Annotated in this window: 16 protein-coding genes; 14 read left to right on the top strand and 2 right to left on the bottom strand. The window is 31.6% G+C overall.

What is annotated here, in order from left to right; genetic code table 11:
• Window positions 1–94: 94 nt before the first annotated feature.
• The 5 genes from NSS86_RS05300 to NSS86_RS05320 all read left to right on the top strand — a co-directional run bounded on the left by NSS86_RS05300 (window position 95) and on the right by NSS86_RS05320 (window position 4,747).
• A complete protein-coding gene (locus NSS86_RS05300) occupies window positions 95–1,612 on the top strand; it encodes a catalase (RefSeq protein WP_000082539.1) in 1,518 nt (505 codons plus the stop codon).
• Window positions 1,613–1,702: 90 nt separating this feature from the next.
• The gene (gene rpmG / locus NSS86_RS05305; RefSeq protein WP_001265708.1) at window positions 1,703–1,852 is read left to right on the top strand and encodes a 50S ribosomal protein L33; all 150 of its coding nucleotides are present in this window, start codon (window positions 1,703–1,705) and stop codon (window positions 1,850–1,852) included.
• A gap of 453 nt (window positions 1,853–2,305) precedes the next feature.
• On the top strand, window positions 2,306–2,575 hold the full coding sequence (rpsN, locus tag NSS86_RS05310; RefSeq protein ID WP_001085655.1) for a 30S ribosomal protein S14: 270 nt from the start codon (window positions 2,306–2,308) through the stop codon (window positions 2,573–2,575).
• Window positions 2,576–2,731: 156 nt separating this feature from the next.
• The gene (guaC, locus tag NSS86_RS05315) at window positions 2,732–3,709 is read left to right on the top strand and encodes a GMP reductase (protein ID WP_000688122.1); all 978 of its coding nucleotides are present in this window, start codon (window positions 2,732–2,734) and stop codon (window positions 3,707–3,709) included.
• Window positions 3,710–3,730: 21 nt separating this feature from the next.
• Window positions 3,731–4,747, top strand: coding sequence for a CAP domain-containing protein (locus NSS86_RS05320; protein WP_001797872.1), 1,017 nt, complete (start codon window positions 3,731–3,733; stop codon window positions 4,745–4,747).
• A gap of 379 nt (window positions 4,748–5,126) precedes the next feature.
• On the opposite strand, the gene lexA is transcribed toward NSS86_RS05320, so the two are convergent.
• The gene (lexA, locus tag NSS86_RS05325; protein WP_001208755.1) at window positions 5,127–5,750 is read right to left on the bottom strand and encodes a transcriptional repressor LexA; all 624 of its coding nucleotides are present in this window, start codon (window positions 5,748–5,750) and stop codon (window positions 5,127–5,129) included.
• A gap of 142 nt (window positions 5,751–5,892) precedes the next feature.
• Between lexA and sosA the strand changes: the two genes are divergently transcribed.
• The 8 genes from sosA to sbcC all read left to right on the top strand — a co-directional run bounded on the left by sosA (window position 5,893) and on the right by sbcC (window position 14,055).
• Window positions 5,893–6,126 carry a DNA damage-induced cell division inhibitor SosA gene (sosA, locus tag NSS86_RS05330; RefSeq protein ID WP_000499650.1) on the top strand — a complete coding sequence of 78 codons (234 nt, stop codon included), beginning with the start codon at window positions 5,893–5,895 and terminating at the stop codon, window positions 6,124–6,126.
• A gap of 136 nt (window positions 6,127–6,262) precedes the next feature.
• Complete coding sequence (locus tag NSS86_RS05335) at window positions 6,263–6,502, top strand: DUF896 domain-containing protein (RefSeq protein ID WP_000071351.1); 240 nt, start codon at window positions 6,263–6,265, stop codon at window positions 6,500–6,502.
• A 120-nt stretch (window positions 6,503–6,622) separates the two neighbouring features.
• Window positions 6,623–8,611 carry a transketolase gene (tkt, locus tag NSS86_RS05340; RefSeq protein ID WP_000481443.1) on the top strand — a complete coding sequence of 663 codons (1,989 nt, stop codon included), beginning with the start codon at window positions 6,623–6,625 and terminating at the stop codon, window positions 8,609–8,611.
• A gap of 277 nt (window positions 8,612–8,888) precedes the next feature.
• Entirely contained in the window at window positions 8,889–9,131 is a 243-nt protein-coding gene (locus NSS86_RS05345; RefSeq protein WP_000246909.1) for a YneF family protein, read from the top strand.
• The gene (locus tag NSS86_RS05350; protein ID WP_001789897.1) at window positions 9,118–9,216 is read left to right on the top strand and encodes a hypothetical protein; all 99 of its coding nucleotides are present in this window, start codon (window positions 9,118–9,120) and stop codon (window positions 9,214–9,216) included. Before NSS86_RS05345 ends, NSS86_RS05350 begins: the two co-directional genes overlap by 14 nt.
• Before the next feature lie 93 nt (window positions 9,217–9,309).
• The gene (locus NSS86_RS05355) at window positions 9,310–9,777 is read left to right on the top strand and encodes a CcdC family protein (RefSeq protein ID WP_000966142.1); all 468 of its coding nucleotides are present in this window, start codon (window positions 9,310–9,312) and stop codon (window positions 9,775–9,777) included.
• Between the two features lie 123 nt (window positions 9,778–9,900).
• Window positions 9,901–11,022, top strand: a complete 1,122-nt coding sequence (sbcD, locus tag NSS86_RS05360) for an exonuclease subunit SbcD (RefSeq protein WP_000691301.1) — start codon at window positions 9,901–9,903, stop codon at window positions 11,020–11,022.
• 3 nt (window positions 11,023–11,025) lie between these two features.
• Complete coding sequence (sbcC, locus tag NSS86_RS05365; RefSeq protein WP_339302355.1) at window positions 11,026–14,055, top strand: exonuclease subunit SbcC; 3,030 nt, start codon at window positions 11,026–11,028, stop codon at window positions 14,053–14,055.
• 70 nt (window positions 14,056–14,125) lie between these two features.
• Here the strand turns inward: sbcC and mscL are convergent, their stop codons facing one another.
• Window positions 14,126–14,488, bottom strand: coding sequence for a large conductance mechanosensitive channel protein MscL (gene mscL / locus NSS86_RS05370; protein ID WP_000910489.1), 363 nt, complete (start codon window positions 14,486–14,488; stop codon window positions 14,126–14,128).
• 203 nt (window positions 14,489–14,691) lie between these two features.
• On the opposite strand from mscL, the gene NSS86_RS05375 reads away from it, so the two are divergent.
• Window positions 14,692–16,338, top strand: coding sequence for a BCCT family transporter (locus NSS86_RS05375; RefSeq protein WP_001088978.1), 1,647 nt, complete (start codon window positions 14,692–14,694; stop codon window positions 16,336–16,338).
• Window positions 16,339–16,925: the final 587 nt, after the last annotated feature.

Genomic DNA, 16,925 nt, shown 5'->3' on the forward strand with positions numbered 1-16,925 from the left:
TTAATCATCTTGAGCATGTTTAATTGTAATTTTGATGGGGTTAAATTATAATATGTATTAAATTATAATTATTATAAATTGTGGAGGGATGACTATGTCACAACAAGACAAAAAGTTAACTGGTGTTTTTGGGCATCCAGTATCAGACCGAGAAAATAGTATGACAGCAGGGCCTAGGGGACCTCTTTTAATGCAAGATATTTACTTTTTAGAGCAAATGTCTCAATTTGATAGAGAAGTAATACCAGAACGTCGAATGCATGCCAAAGGTTCTGGTGCATTTGGGACATTTACTGTAACTAAAGATATAACAAAATATACGAATGCTAAAATATTCTCTGAAATAGGTAAGCAAACCGAAATGTTTGCCCGTTTCTCTACTGTAGCAGGAGAACGTGGTGCTGCTGATGCGGAGCGTGACATTCGAGGATTTGCGTTAAAGTTCTACACTGAAGAAGGGAACTGGGATTTAGTAGGGAATAACACACCAGTATTCTTCTTTAGAGATCCAAAGTTATTTGTTAGTTTAAATCGTGCGGTGAAACGAGATCCTAGAACAAATATGAGAGATGCACAAAATAACTGGGATTTCTGGACGGGTCTTCCAGAAGCATTGCACCAAGTAACGATCTTAATGTCAGATAGAGGGATTCCTAAAGATTTACGTCATATGCATGGGTTCGGTTCTCACACATACTCTATGTATAATGATTCTGGTGAACGTGTTTGGGTTAAATTCCATTTTAGAACGCAACAAGGTATTGAAAACTTAACTGATGAAGAAGCTGCTGAAATTATAGCTACAGATCGTGATTCATCTCAACGCGATTTATTCGAAGCCATTGAAAAAGGTGATTATCCAAAATGGACAATGTATATTCAAGTAATGACTGAGGAACAAGCTAAAAACCATAAAGATAATCCATTTGATTTAACAAAAGTATGGTATCACGATGAGTATCCTCTAATTGAAGTTGGAGAGTTTGAATTAAATAGAAATCCAGATAATTACTTTATGGATGTTGAACAAGCTGCGTTTGCACCAACTAATATTATTCCAGGATTAGATTTTTCTCCAGACAAAATGTTGCAAGGGCGTTTATTCTCATATGGCGATGCGCAAAGATATCGATTAGGAGTTAATCATTGGCAGATTCCTGTAAACCAACCTAAAGGTGTTGGTATTGAAAATATTTGTCCTTTTAGTAGAGATGGTCAAATGCGCGTAGTTGACAATAACCAAGGTGGAGGAACACATTATTATCCAAATAACCATGGTAAATTTGATTCTCAACCTGAATATAAAAAGCCACCATTCCCAACTGATGGATACGGCTATGAATATAATCAACGTCAAGATGATGATAATTATTTTGAACAACCAGGTAAATTGTTTAGATTACAATCAGAGGACGCTAAAGAAAGAATTTTTACAAATACAGCAAATGCAATGGAAGGCGTAACGGATGATGTTAAACGACGTCATATTCGTCATTGTTACAAAGCTGACCCAGAATATGGTAAAGGTGTTGCAAAAGCATTAGGTATTGATATAAATTCTATTGATCTTGAAACTGAAAATGATGAAACATACGAAAACTTTGAAAAATAAATTTGATATGTAGTTTCTATATTGCGTAGTTGAGCAGTTTATGATATCATAATAAATCGTAAAGATTCCTAACAAGAGAGGGTGTTTAACGTGCGCGTAAACGTAACATTAGCATGCACAGAATGTGGCGATCGTAACTATATCACTACTAAAAATAAACGTAATAATCCTGAGCGTATTGAAATGAAAAAATATTGCCCAAGATTAAACAAATATACGTTACATCGTGAAACTAAGTAATTCTTATCATTCAAATACGACGATTTGAAAATAAAGCGGGCTTACCTATTATATTGGGGAGCTCGCTTTTTTATGAAATTTTTGTGAAGAGTGATTAATGGATTGAGTTTCATCGGTAGAACAATATATGATTGTATTAGTTGTTACTTTATTAAAATTTGAGAATATTTATAGAAGGAAATAGATTACTGATTTTATAAAGTCACTTTGTTAGCGAATGCTTGAAAGAGTATTTAATATAGTAGAATTTAAAATTTCAAAGCGGAATTTAATAAGTACGAAGTAATTCTGGGTATGTTTTATAAATGTTCGATAATACACTTTAATCTTAAATATGATGGTTTAGAAAATGATTTAACAAAGAAATGAAACTTTACTGTTGAATTATGTGAGGATTGTGTTATTATATAAATCGTAATAATTACGATTTGATAAAAAGTGAGGTAACTATATATGGCTAAGAAATCTAAAATAGCAAAAGAGAGAAAAAGAGAAGAGTTAGTAAATAAATATTACGAATTACGTAAAGAGTTAAAAGCAAAAGGTGATTACGAAGCGTTAAGAAAATTACCAAGAGATTCATCACCTACACGTTTAACTAGAAGATGTAAAGTAACTGGAAGACCTAGAGGTGTATTACGTAAATTTGAAATGTCTCGTATTGCGTTTAGAGAACATGCGCACAAAGGACAAATTCCAGGTGTTAAAAAATCAAGTTGGTAAAATCAAATTTCGCACTTTAGCCCATTTACAATATCAATAAAACAATGTACAGTATATACGAATGCTATAAACTGAATGTTTTCTCATATTAATAAGGAAACATTCGGTTTTTAATTTGCATTTAAAAATAATTAGTTTTTAAAGGGGCTATTTAAAGTGAAAATATTTGATTACGAAGATATTCAATTAATACCTAATAAATGCATAGTTGAAAGTAGGTCTGAATGTGATACAACTATCCAATTTGGTCCGAAAAAATTCAAGCTACCTGTAGTTCCTGCAAATATGCAAACAGTTATGAATGAGAAATTAGCGAAATGGTTTGCTGAAAATGATTACTTTTATATCATGCATCGTTTTGATGAAGAAGCAAGAATACCTTTTATAAAACATATGCAAAATTCAGGCTTATTTGCATCTATTTCAGTTGGTGTAAAGAAAGCGGAATTTGATTTTATTGAAAAGTTAGCTCAAGAAAAATTAATCCCCGAATATATTACAATAGATATTGCGCATGGTCACTCAGATTCAGTGATAAACATGATTAAACATATAAAAAACCATATACCTGATAGTTTTGTTATTGCTGGTAATGTTGGTACGCCAGAAGGTGTTAGAGAATTAGAAAATGCTGGTGCTGATGCTACCAAAGTCGGTATAGGTCCTGGTAGAGTTTGTATTACAAAGATTAAAACAGGTTTTGGTACTGGTGGTTGGCAGTTAGCGGCATTAAACATATGTAGTAAAGCAGCTCGTAAACCTTTGATTGCCGATGGTGGTATAAGAACGCATGGCGACATCGCTAAATCAATTAGATTTGGTGCATCAATGGTCATGATTGGTTCATTATTTGCGGCACACGAAGAATCACCTGGTGAAACTGTAGAACTTGATGGTAAACAGTATAAAGAATATTTTGGTAGTGCATCTGAATTTCAAAAAGGCGAACATAAAAATGTAGAAGGTAAAAAAATGTTTGTAGAACATAAGGGTTCATTAATGGATACCTTAAAAGAAATGCAACAAGATTTACAAAGCTCAATTTCATATGCCGGTGGAAAAGACTTGAAATCATTACGTACTGTAGATTATGTTATTGTTAGAAACTCCATTTTCAACGGTGATAGAGATTAATATTTATAGTAGGTGATGTAAATTAAAAAATTCATAGTAACTGTTGTTGCGTTTTTATCAATTATTATCATTGCGCCAATAACAGAATTTAAACCATTCATTCATTTACAAAATGAAGTAAGACAATATATTGACATTCACATCAATAAAGAAACAATTTCTGCGGAAAATAAATTGGATACACCGAAGAAACAACAATTTGCCTTTAATAATATACAAATGAACATGTCGAAATCAGATGTTGAGAAAACATTAAATAAACCAAAAAGAGTGACATTTAATGAATATGGTACGAAGTGGTATACGTATTATGATGACGATTACAATAATTTTATAATGATAAGTTACATGAAAGATAAAGTTAATGCGTTATATACAAATCAAAATATAATCACTTCAAAATCAAAAATTAAATACAATACACCTAAATCGGTTGTAAGGCAAAGATTAGGCGAACCAGAAACAGAGATTGTTAAAGGTAGAGTGCGTTACGAACAAAATAATAAAGAATATGATGTTTTCCATAAAAATCACATTTATACTACGGTATTTTATGATAAGCATCGACGTAATAATGTAACAGCTGTTTTACAAGTAAGTGATGCTATGGAAAATAGATTAAAAGAACAATATGGAGCACCTTCGAAATCGCTTGCAGATAGTTTTGAACTACAAAATTTTGATTTAGTTAATGCTGAAAGAAAACAACATCAATTATCTACATTGAAGTATTCTAAACAGAATTCTGAAACTGCTCGTAAGCATAGTAAAGATATGGCCAAAAATCATTATTTTGATCATACAAATTTAAAAGGTCAATCACCATTTGATCGATTGAAAAAAGATGGTATTACATTTAACTCAGCCGGAGAGAATTTAGCATATGGTCAAGTTAGTAGTATCTATGCACATCAAGGATTAATGAATTCTATTGGTCACAGAAAAAATATTTTAAATGATACGTTTAAAATATTAGGTGTTGGTGTTGATTTTAATGATGAAAAACAACCTTTTTGGACAGAAAATTATACTGGTTAATGTTTTTGGTATGAGTTTAAAGGGTAATGTTTGTCTGTAAGGAAGTAGATAAACATGATGACAACAGATAAACCAAAAGATGCGGATATACTTGAACGCGTCAAAGATATACTTAATAAAAAAGAAAGAAAAAAATAATAATGGCTCGCTCCTGTAAATTATTACGGGGGCGAGTTTTAATTTGTGTAACATTTTGCAGGAATCTGTAATTCAAAATTTATATTAAAGAATGAGATTATCTAACAATTCGCAATTTCTGTTTGAACTGAATTTAGATTAGAATAAATAAAACCTCTTGAAAACGAAACTTTTTCAAGAGGTCCAAAATTTATAAAAATGAGGGTTTAACAATTACGATAATATATAACGGTTTAAAATATTACATTTCGCGGTACAAACCAATTACTTTCCCAATTACAGCAACATTGTCGAGGTAAATTGGCTCCATTGTACTATTTTCAGGTTGTAATCGATAACGATTTTTTTCTTTATAGAAGCGTTTGACAGTTGCTTCATCTTCCTCAGTCATAGCAACAATAATGTCTCCATTTTCTGCTATGGTTTGACTGCGAACAATTACTTTGTCTCCGTCTAATATACCAGCCTCAATCATACTGTCGCCTACGACGTTTAATATGAATATGTCGCTATTATGTGTCGATGTTAAGTGTTCAGGTAATGGAAAATACTCTTCAATATTTTCTACAGCGGTAATAGGAACACCTGCTGTGACTTTACCAATAACTGGCACATGAATCGTTTCTTCCATATTAATATTATCATTTGTTTGATCACTTACAATTTCTATAGCACGTGGTTTCGTTGGATCTCTTCTTATATATCCTTTTTCTTCAAGACGTGAAAGATGACCATGAACAGTTGAACTGGATGCTAAGCCAACTGCTTCACCAATTTCGCGAACACTAGGCGGATAACCTTTCATTTGAACAACTTGTTTAATATAGTTATATATTTCGCTTTGTCGTTTTGTTAATTCTCTCATATATAGGCACTCCCTAAATTAATTTAAATACAGTATATCATTAATTCACAACCAAAACAAACATTTGTTCGTTAAAATATTGACACAGAACATAAGTTCTGATAAATTACTTATACAAACAAATGTTCTAGGAGTGGAAATGATGTTTTACAATAAATATAAAAACGTATCAACATATATCATCATATTTTTAGTTTCAAGTGCAGCCTTTGCAATATTCTTGTTAAGTGCGAACGTTAGTGCTCACTCGGAACAAGTGTACGAAATGACTGACCATCAAATTAAGAACAATACGATAAATAAAGCATACGAACATAAAGACCCTACAAACAATGGCGAACAAAGAGATGGGAAAGTGTTCGCTTTAATAAATTGATACATTGTCACAACGTTATTTTGCCTATTTTTGCGAAATAGCGTTTTTTTATTACTTTTTTGCTGGTCTTAAATTTGTTATATTTTGTTAAAGTATTATAATGATTGAATAAACAAATTGAAGGTAGGTTTTTTAATTGAGTAATTCTGATTTGAATATCGAAAGAATTAACGAGTTAGCTAAAAAGAAAAAAGAAGTAGGATTAACTCAAGAAGAAGCAAAGGAGCAAACAGCCTTAAGAAAAGCTTATCTTGAGAGTTTTAGAAAAGGGTTTAAACAACAAATTGAAAATACTAAAGTAATTGATCCAGAAGGTAATGATGTAACACCTGAAAAAATTAAAGAGATACAACAAAAAAGAGATAATAAAAATTAAATCACAAATCTGTAAAGAATTTTCTGACATTATAACTTGAAATAAGTATTTTACTTATCTTTTTATTTTAAAATAAGTTATAATGTATTTGATAAAATTGAAGAAGGGAAGATACACAAGATGTTTAATGAAAAAGATCAATTAGCTGTTGATACGCTACGTGCACTAAGTATCGACACAATCGAAAAAGCGAATTCTGGTCATCCAGGATTACCTATGGGAGCTGCCCCAATGGCTTACACTTTGTGGACACGTCATCTGAATTTTAATCCACAATCTAAAGATTACTTCAATAGAGACCGTTTCGTATTATCGGCAGGGCATGGTTCAGCATTATTGTATAGCTTGTTACATGTTTCTGGTAGTTTAGAATTAGAAGAATTAAAGCAATTTAGACAATGGGGTTCTAAAACACCAGGCCATCCTGAATACAGACATACTGATGGTGTAGAAGTTACTACTGGACCACTTGGACAAGGTTTTGCTATGTCAGTAGGATTAGCTTTAGCAGAAGATCACCTAGCAGGGAAATTTAATAAAGAAGGATATAATGTTGTAGATCATTACACATATGTATTAGCTTCTGACGGTGATTTAATGGAAGGTATATCGCATGAAGCAGCTTCATTTGCTGGACATAATAAATTAAGTAAATTAGTTGTTTTATACGATTCAAATGATATTTCATTAGATGGCGAATTAAACAAAGCTTTTTCTGAAAACACAAAAGCTCGTTTTGAAGCATATGGTTGGAATTACTTACTAGTTAAAGATGGTAATGATTTAGAAGAAATTGATAAAGCGATTACTACAGCTAAATCTCAAGAAGGACCAACGATTATTGAAGTTAAAACAACAATCGGATTTGGTTCACCGAATAAAGCAGGAACTAATGGTGTTCATGGGGCACCTTTAGGTGAAGTTGAAAGAAAATTAACATTCGAAAATTACGGTTTAGATCCTGAAAAACGTTTTAATGTTTCAGAAGAGGTATACGAAATTTTCCAAAATACTATGTTAAAACGTGCTAATGAAGATGAATCTCAATGGAATTCATTATTAGAAAAATATGCAGAAACATATCCTGAATTAGCAGAAGAATTTAAATTAGCGATTAGTGGTAAATTGCCTAAAAATTATAAGGATGAATTACCACGTTTTGAACTGGGTCATAATGGTGCATCTCGTGCTGATTCTGGTACTGTTATTCAAGCAATCAGTAAAACTGTCCCTTCATTCTTTGGTGGATCAGCAGACCTTGCTGGTTCAAACAAATCCAATGTAAATGATGCAACAGATTATAGTTCTGAAACACCTGAAGGTAAAAATGTGTGGTTTGGTGTACGTGAATTTGCTATGGGTGCTGCTGTAAATGGTATGGCTGCACATGGAGGTTTACATCCATATGGTGCAACATTCTTCGTATTTAGTGATTATTTAAAACCAGCGTTACGTTTATCATCAATTATGGGATTAAATGCAACGTTCATCTTCACACATGATTCAATTGCAGTAGGTGAAGATGGTCCTACTCATGAACCAATTGAACAATTAGCTGGATTAAGAGCTATTCCAAATATGAATGTTATCCGTCCTGCTGATGGTAATGAAACAAGAGTAGCATGGGAAGTTGCCTTAGAATCTGAATCTACACCTACTTCATTAGTATTGACACGTCAAAACTTACCGGTTTTAGATGTACCAGAAGATGTAGTTGAAGAAGGCGTTCGAAAAGGTGCCTATACAGTTTATGGCTCTGAAGAGACACCAGAATTCCTATTATTAGCTTCAGGTTCAGAAGTTAGTCTTGCAGTTGAAGCTGCTAAAGATCTTGAAAAACAAGGTAAATCAGTGCGTGTTGTTTCAATGCCTAACTGGAATGCATTTGAACAACAATCTGAAGAATATAAAGAATCAGTTATTCCATCAAGCGTAACAAAACGTGTTGCGATTGAAATGGCTTCACCGCTTGGATGGCATAAATATGTAGGTACTGCAGGTAAAGTTATTGCTATTGACGGCTTTGGCGCAAGTGCACCTGGCGATTTAGTAGTTGAAAAATATGGATTTACTAAAGAAAATATCTTAAACCAAGTTATGAGCTTATAAGAATAATTTATAAAGCGAGTATGTTTAGAAGTCTAGGATGCATAATCTTAGGCTTCTTTTAAAGTGTTGAAATTTAGAGTATAGCACTTAAACTACATCATAAGTGATAAGTTATGAAAGTATACTATTTCAGATTAATCTTTAAAAGCTCTGTTATAACAGCATGATTTTTGATATTATTTTTAGTATCGATATTAAAATACTTGAATAAACTAGTTCTTGAAATAATGTGATGAATTTAGTAAAATTCAGTAGGATAAAGAAAGCGGGTGAAACAATGGCAACTTGGTTAGCAATTATTTTTATAGTAGCTGCATTAATTTTAGGTTTAATTGGAGGTTTCCTTTTAGCTAGAAAATATATGATGGACTACTTGAAGAAAAACCCACCAATCAACGAAGAAATGCTTCGTATGATGATGATGCAAATGGGTCAAAAACCTTCTCAGAAGAAAATTAATCAAATGATGACGATGATGAATAAAAATATGGATCAAAATATGAAGAGTGCGAAAAAGTAAATTCGCAATTGATAGAGGCTATTTTCCAGATATGGAAATGGCCTCTTTTTATAATCAAATTAATAAAAACAAATATGTTTATTAAAATTAAAGTTAACAAAATGACGAATAGACTGAGAAATGCTATAATTCATTTTGTATGATTTACAGAGAGTTTATTTAACGAGAAGGTGTCTGCGTGCTCTATTTAATATTTTCAATCATTGTAGCTTTATTTATGGGAACTATAGTTATAGTTATTCGTATGAAAGCTCAAAATTATCCGGTAAATGAGAAAAAAATAGTTTTGCCACCGTTTTTTATGGCGACCGGTGCATTGATGTACGTCGTTCCATATTTTAGGCTAACAGGATCGGAAATGCTAGAAGCCTTTATAATTGGTTTGCTTTTTTCTACAGTTCTAATTTGGACTTCTCGATTTGAAGTCAAAGGTACAGAAATTTATATGAAACGATCTAAAGCATTTCCAGTTATTTTGATTTCATTACTTATCATTCGTACTGTGATGAAAATATTCATTAGTAATGAAATAGATCCTGGAGAATTAGGCGGCATGTTCTTTTTATTAGCATTCTGTATGATTGTTCCTTGGAGAGCAGCAATGCTATATAAATACAAAAAACTAAAGAAAACATTAATCAATTAATTACTTTTAAAACCACTTGTGATCGACTTCTAAATCAGTCAATGAGTGGTTTTAATTTTACTTGAAAAGGTGAAATGATTATATTAAAATAAAAGCGAACAAATGTTCTATATGGAGGCAGTAATGAAAATTATACATACAGCAGACTGGCACTTAGGGAAAATATTAAATGGCAAACAGCTTTTAGAAGATCAAGCGTATATTTTAGATATGTTCGTAGAAAAAATGAAAGAAGAAGAACCTGATATCATTGTGATAGCTGGAGATTTATATGACACAACATATCCAAGTAAAGATGCAATCATGTTATTAGAACAAGCGATTGGAAAGTTAAATTTAGAACTGCGTATACCAATAATTATGATTAGTGGAAATCACGATGGTAAAGAGAGGTTAAACTATGGGGCGAGTTGGTTTGAACATAATCAGTTATTTATAAGAACAGATTTTACATCGATTAATTCACCAATAGAGATAAATGGGGTTAATTTTTATACACTCCCTTATGCTACTGTGAGCGAAATGAAACACTACTTTGAAGATGACACCATTGAAACACATCAACAGGGAATTACGCGCTGTATTGAAACAATAGCACCGGAAATTGATGAAGATGCCGTCAATATTTTAATTAGTCATCTGACTGTTCAAGGTGGAAAGACATCTGATTCTGAAAGACCATTAACTATTGGAACGGTTGAATCAGTTCAGAAAGGTGTTTTTGATATATTTGATTATGTCATGCTAGGTCACTTGCATCATCCATTTAGTATAGAAGACGACAAAATTAAATATAGTGGCTCCTTATTGCAGTATTCATTTTCGGAAGCGGGTCAAGCTAAAGGGTATAGACGTTTAACAATTAATGATGGCATTATTAACGATGTATTTATTCCTCTTAAGCCACTTAGACAATTGGAAATTATCTCAGGCGAATATAATGATGTTATTAATGAAAAAGTTCATGTGAAAAATAAAGATAATTATTTACATTTTAAACTTAAAAATATGTCTCATATTACTGATCCAATGATGAGTTTAAAACAAATTTATCCTAATACTTTAGCGCTGACGAATGAAACTTTTAATTATAATGAAGAAAATAATGCTATAGAAATAAGTGAAAAAGATGACATGTCAATTATCGAAATGTTTTATAAACATATAACTGATAAAGAATTATCGGATATCCAATCTAAAAAGATAAAAAATATTTTAGAAAACGAATTGAGAAAGGAGGATTAATGAATGAAACCATTACATTTAAAGTTGAATAATTTCGGCCCCTTTTTAAAAGAAGAAATTGATTTTTCTAAAATTGATAATAATGAATTGTTTTTAATAAGTGGTAAGACTGGATCGGGTAAAACAATGATTTTTGATGCAATGACTTATGCCTTGTTTGGTAAAGCATCAACTGAACAAAGAGAAGAAAATGATTTGAGAAGTCATTTCGCTGATGGTAAACAGCCGATGTCAGTAACATTTGAATTTCAATTAAATCATCGAATTTATAAAGTGCATAGACAAGGCCCTTATATCAAAGAAGGTAATACAACAAAAACGAACGCTAAATTTGATGTATTTGAGATGGTGGATGGCAAGTATGAAATTAGAGAAAGTAAAGTAATTTCAGGTACCCAATTCATTATTGAATTATTAGGAGTAAATGCAGATCAATTCCGACAATTGTTTATTTTGCCTCAAGGTGAATTCAAACGCTTTTTAATATCAAACAGTCGTGAAAAGCAAGGGATATTAAGAACACTGTTTGACAGTGAAAAATTTGAAGCTATACGAGAAATATTAAAAGAAGAACTAAAAAAAGAAAAAGCTCAAATCGAGAATAGATATCAACAAATTGACCTTTTATGGCAAGAAATTGAATCATTTGATGATGACAAAATAAAAGGCTTATTAGAGCTTGCCACTCAGCAGATAGACAAATTGATTGAAAATATACCACTTTTACAAGCTAGGTCGAAAGAAATACTAGCATTTGTAAATGAAAGTAAAGAAACTGCTATTAAAGAATATGAAATAATAGAAAAGAAAACACTAGAAAATAATATATTAAAAGATAATATTAACCAACTCAACAAAAATAAAATTGATTTCGTTCAATTGAAAGAGCAACAACCTGAAATAGACGAAATTGAAGCTAAGTTAAAGTTGTTACAAGATATTACCAACCTATTGAATTATATTGAAAATAGAGAAAAAATTGAAACTAAAATTGCTAATAGCAAAAAAGATATTTCTAAAACCAATAATAAAATATTGAATCTTGATTGTGATAAGCGAAACATAGACAAAGAGAAAAAAATGTTAGAAGAAAACGGAGATTTAATTGAAAGTAAAACCTCTTTTATTGATAAAACTAGAGTATTATTTAACGATATTAATAAGTATCAACAAAGTTATCTCAATATTGAATGCTTGATAACTGAGGGTGAACAATTAGGTGATGAATTAAATAATCTAATTAAAGGTTTAGAAAAGGTCGAAGATTCAATAGGTAATAACGAAAGTGATTACGAGAAAATTATCGAACTAAATAATGCGATAACTAACATAAATAATGAAATTAATATAATTAAAGAAAATGAAAAAGCTAAAGCTGAATTAGATAAACTATTAGGTAGTAAGCAAGAGTTAGAGAATCAAATTAATGAAGAAACAACTATAATGAAGAATCTCGAAATAAAATTAGATCACTACGATAAATCAAAATTGGACTTAAATGATAAAGAAAGCTTTATAAGTGAAATTAAATCTGCTGTAAAGATTGGAGATCAATGTCCGATATGTGGTAATGAAATTCAGGATTTAGGGCATCATATTGATTTTGACAGTATTGCTAAACGTCAAAATGAAATTAAAGAAATTGAAGCAAATATCCACGCAATAAAATCGAATATTGCTGTGCATAATTCTGAAATTAAATTTGTTAATGAAAAAATATCGAATATTAATATTAAAACGCAAAGTGATTTTTCACTCGAAGTATTGAATAAGCGTCTGCTAGAAAATGAAAATGCATTGAATAATCAAAGAGATCTTAATAAATTTATAGAACAAATGAAAGAAGAAAAAGATAATCTAACGTTGCAAATTCATAATAAACAATTGCGTCTAAATAAAAATGAATCTGAGTTGAAATTATGTCGAGATCTCATCACTGAATTTGAAACACTCTCGAAATATAATAATATCACTAATTTTGAGGTGGATTATAAGAAGTATGTTCAAGATGTGAATCAGCATCAAGAACTCTCAAAGGAGATTGAAGATAAGTTAATGCAATTGTCTCAAAGAAAGTTAATTGAGCAAAATAATCTAAATCACTATGAAAATCAACTAGAAACTTACAATAATGACTTAGAATTGAATGAACAATCTATTGAAATGGAAATGTCGAGGCTGAATTTAACTGACGACAATGATATAAATGAAATAATAGCCTGGAGGGGCGAGCAAGAGGAATTAGAGCAGAAAAGGGATACTTATAAAAAACGTTATCATGAATTTGAAATGGAAATAGCTAGGTTAGAATCATTAACCAAGGATAAAGAGTTATTGGACTCTGATAAATTAAAAGATGAATATGAGCAAAAAAAAGAAAAGATGAATACACTGATAGATGAATACTCTGCTGTTCATTATCAATGTCAAAATAATATTAATAAAACACAATCTATAGTTTCGCATATTAATTACTTAAATCAAGAATTAAAGGATCAACAAGAAATTTTTCAATTGGCTGAAATTGTCAGTGGTAAGAATAACAAAAATCTTACATTGGAAAACTTTGTCTTAATTTACTATTTAGATCAAATTATTGCCCAAGCAAATCTGAGATTAGTAACAATGTCAGATAATCGATACCAACTAATTAGGCGAGAAGCGGTTTCTCATGGTCTTAGTGGCCTAGAAATTGATGTATTTGATTTGCATTCAAATAAGTCTAGACATATTAGCTCGTTATCAGGTGGAGAAACTTTCCAATCGTCGCTTGCATTAGCTTTAGGGTTAAGCGAAATTGTACAGCAGCAATCAGGAGGTATTTCACTAGAATCAATATTTATTGATGAAGGATTCGGTACATTAGATCAAGAAACGCTTGAAACAGCGTTAGACACTTTATTAAATCTTAAATCAACTGGTAGAATGGTTGGGATTATTTCACATGTGAGCGAATTGAAAAATAGAATACCTTTAGTTTTAGAAGTGAAATCAGATCAATATCAGAGTTCAACAAGATTCAAAAGAAATTAAAACATAAAAAATAGAGATGGTACTTTGGAATGTATAGAACAACCTTAGCCCATCTCTTTTTATTTAAAAATTATTTTTTCTCACGCAATAAATCTCTGATTTCAGTTAATAACACAACATTTTCTTCCACAACTGCTTCTTCTTCGGCTTCTTCTTTCTTCATTAATGTATTTGCAATCTTAACAAAGATGAATAAAGCAAACGCGATGATAATAAAGTCGATAACAGATTGGATAAATAAACCGTATTTAATACCCCAGAATGACCATTCTTTAGCAAAATCAACTGATCCGAAAATTTTACCAATTAATGGCATGATGATATTTTCTACTAATGAAGATATAATCTTGTTGAAAGCTGCACCCATCACAACAGCAATTGCTAAATCTAAGACGTTACCTTTTAAGGCGAACTCTTTGAATTCTTTTAACATTACACTCAACCTCTCTTTTTTAAATGTAACCTCAATTATACAACAAATAAAAAAATTAGAAAATAGATTATTCAAGAAAATTTGATTATCGCAAAGACCTTTGTTATCCTATAAAGGTGCGTGAGTTATTGAATAAAATGTTTAGATAATCTTTTTATTCTACTACATAAAATTAAATATAGAATTGAAGGGAGTAATTAATTATGAATTCTTCTTCACCAGAGAATCCAAATGGAAAGAAGTATTCACCAGTCTTCATCTATAGTGCAATTGTTGTTGCTATAGTCGTATTACTTGGTGCATTTTTACCTGAACAATTCAACTATGTTACCAATAATATTAAAATGTGGATTACAGAAAAGTTAGGTTGGTATTATCTTATTCTTACTACGATTATCGTGTTCTTCTGTATATTCCTTATTTTTAGTCCTATTGGAAAACTTAAACTAGGTAAACCAAATGACAAACCTGAGTTTAATACAATTTCATGGTTTGCTATGTTGTTTAGTGCTGGTATGGGGATAGGTTTGGTGTTTTATGGTGCAGCTGAACCGATGGCGCACTTTGCTACGCCACCTACAGCAGATCCCAAAACTACTGAAGCTTATACTGAAGCTCTACGTTCAACATTTTTCCATTGGGGATTCCATGCTTGGGCTGTTTATGGTGTTGTTGCGTTAGCGTTGGCATATTCGCAATTCCGTAAAGGTGAACCAGGTTTATTATCTAGAACTTTACGTCCTCTTTTAGGTGATAAAGTAGAAGGTCCTATTGGGATTTTTATTGACGTTTTATCTGTATTTGCGACAATCGTTGGGGTAGCCGTTTCGTTAGGTATGGGTGCTCTACAAATTAATGGTGGTTTACATTACTTGTTCAATGTTCCAAACAATACGTTTGTACAAGCGATTATCATCATTGTTGTTACTATCTTATTTATAGCAAGTGCATGGTCTGGATTAAGTAAAGGTATTCAATACTTAAGTAACTTGAACATTGGTTTAGGTACTATTTTAATGGTAGCTGCTTTAATTGTTGGACCAACTGTTCTTATTTTAAATATGTTAACTAGCTCTACGGGTAGTTTACTAAACACATTCTTGTTTAATAGTTTTGATACAGCTGCTTTAAATCCTCAAAAACGTGAATGGATGTCTTCATGGACACTTTATTACTGGGGTTGGTGGTTAAGTTGGAGCCCATTCGTTGGAGTGTTTATTGCACGAGTTTCAAAAGGACGTTCAATTAGAGAGTTCATTTCTGGTGTCTTGCTAGTTCCAGCAATTGTTAGTTTTGTTTGGTTTAGTGTCTTTGGTGTATTAGGCATCGAGACAGGTAAGAAACACAAAGAAATTTTTGATATGACTCCTGAAACACAGCTATTTGGAGTGTTTAATCATGTGCCATTTGGCATAGTTTTATCGTTGATTGCATTATTATTAATTGCATCATTCTTTATTACATCTGCTGACTCAGCAACATTTGTATTAGGAATGCAAACAACATTTGGTTCATTAAATCCATCTAGTATGGTAAAAGTTGTTTGGGGAATTTCACAGGCCTTAATAGCATTTGTACTTTTATTAGCTGGTGGCGGTAATGGCGCTGAAGCTTTAAATGCGATTCAAAGTGCTGCAATTATAAGTGCATTCCCATTCTCCTTTGTCGTCATACTCATGATGGTAAGTTTCTACAAGGATGCGAACCAGGAACGTAAATTCCTAGGTTTAACATTGACTCCGAATAAACATCGCTTACAAGAATATATCAAGAGTCAACAAGAAGATTATGAATCTGACATTCTTGAAAAGCGTCAGTCACGTAGAAATATAGAGAAAAAAGATAACTAATAAAATTTAGTTAAGTATTTAAATAACAAGTAGTATGTCATTCTAGTAGCTAGAACAGATATACTACTTGTTTGTTTTTGTGGAAAATTGAGTATATTCAAAAGGATAAGAACGAGAATTTCGTTATTAAACTACGAATTCTCGATTTTTTTATATTTTAAGATAGGTTTATTTCTGACAACTTAATAGAAAGAGGTTTGACAAAGCTAAAGTGAAGTACGACGGTATAAAAAAATTAACTATACTTTTATAGAAAATTAACTCAGACTGGGACATAGATCAATATTCTATGCTCTACGAAGTTATATTGGCAGTAGTTGACTGAACGAAAATGCGCTTGTAACAAGCTTTTTTCAATTCTAGTCAGGGGCCCCAACACAGAGAATTTCGAAAAGAAATTCTACAGGCAATGCGAGTTGGGGTGAGGGCCCCAACACAGAAGCTGACGAAAAGTCAGCTTACAATAATGTGCAAGTTGGGGATGGGCCCCAACAAAGAGAAATTGGATTCCCAATTTCTACAGACAATGCAAGTTGGCGGGGCCCCAACATAGAAGCTGGCGGAAAGTCAGTTTACAATAATGTGCA

The sequence above is a fragment of the Staphylococcus sp. FSL W8-0056 genome (genome assembly GCF_037963075.1).
GTDB lineage: Bacteria > Bacillota > Bacilli > Staphylococcales > Staphylococcaceae > Staphylococcus > Staphylococcus aureus.

Bases quoted from the DNA above. Each gene is read 5' to 3' on its own strand.
- NSS86_RS05375 (WP_001088978.1), top strand. From the start codon at position 14,692: ATGAATTCTTCTTCACCAGAGAATCCAAATGGAAAGAAGTATTCACCA.
- lexA (WP_001208755.1), bottom strand. From the start codon at position 5,750: ATGAGAGAATTAACAAAACGACAAAGCGAAATATATAACTATATTAAA.
- NSS86_RS05345 (WP_000246909.1), top strand. From the start codon at position 8,889: ATGGCAACTTGGTTAGCAATTATTTTTATAGTAGCTGCATTAATTTTA.
- NSS86_RS05300 (WP_000082539.1), top strand. From the start codon at position 95: ATGTCACAACAAGACAAAAAGTTAACTGGTGTTTTTGGGCATCCAGTA.
- sosA (WP_000499650.1), top strand. From the start codon at position 5,893: ATGTTTTACAATAAATATAAAAACGTATCAACATATATCATCATATTT.
- sbcC (WP_339302355.1), top strand. From the start codon at position 11,026: ATGAAACCATTACATTTAAAGTTGAATAATTTCGGCCCCTTTTTAAAA.
- mscL (WP_000910489.1), bottom strand. From the start codon at position 14,488: ATGTTAAAAGAATTCAAAGAGTTCGCCTTAAAAGGTAACGTCTTAGAT.
- rpsN (WP_001085655.1), top strand. From the start codon at position 2,306: ATGGCTAAGAAATCTAAAATAGCAAAAGAGAGAAAAAGAGAAGAGTTA.
- tkt (WP_000481443.1), top strand. From the start codon at position 6,623: ATGTTTAATGAAAAAGATCAATTAGCTGTTGATACGCTACGTGCACTA.
- sbcD (WP_000691301.1), top strand. From the start codon at position 9,901: ATGAAAATTATACATACAGCAGACTGGCACTTAGGGAAAATATTAAAT.